The following is a 515-nucleotide window of genomic DNA, read 5'->3' on the forward strand; positions in this document are numbered from 1 at the left end:
ATTGCTTTCCAAACCATATGTCCGGTTGCAATAATGGTTACATCAGTACCTTCATTTACCATCCATGCTTTACCGATTTCGAATTTCTGATCCGGATCAGTAAATACAGGGATTACAGGACGACCAAAACGCAGATAAACCGGTCCATGATGCTCAGCAATAGCAATAGTAGCTGCCTTTGTTTGATTGTAATCACAAGGGTTAATTACAGTCATGCCCGGAAGCATTTTCATTAAACCGATGTCTTCAAGAATCTGGTGAGTTGCACCGTCTTCCCCAAGGGTTAAACCAGCATGGGAAGCACATATTTTTACGTTTTTGTCAGAATAAGCTACCGATTGGCGGATCTGATCATAAACCCTTCCTGTAGAAAAGTTGGCAAAAGTTCCTGTAAAAGGAATTTTACCGCCAATAGTTAAACCGGCTGCAATACCGATCATGTTTGCTTCAGCAATACCGATCTGGAAAAAGCGTTCAGGGAATTCTTTAATAAAGGCATCCATTTTTAAAGAGCC

General features: G+C 41.0%; 1 protein-coding gene. It reads right to left on the reverse strand.

Annotation, left to right across the window (positions count from 1 at the left end; genetic code table 11):
- On the reverse strand, positions 1-515 hold a 515-nt coding region (locus AC6CH7_RS26475), incomplete at both ends, for a transketolase family protein (RefSeq protein WP_498265563.1).

The organism is Pedobacter sp. GQ55, assembly GCF_059758925.1.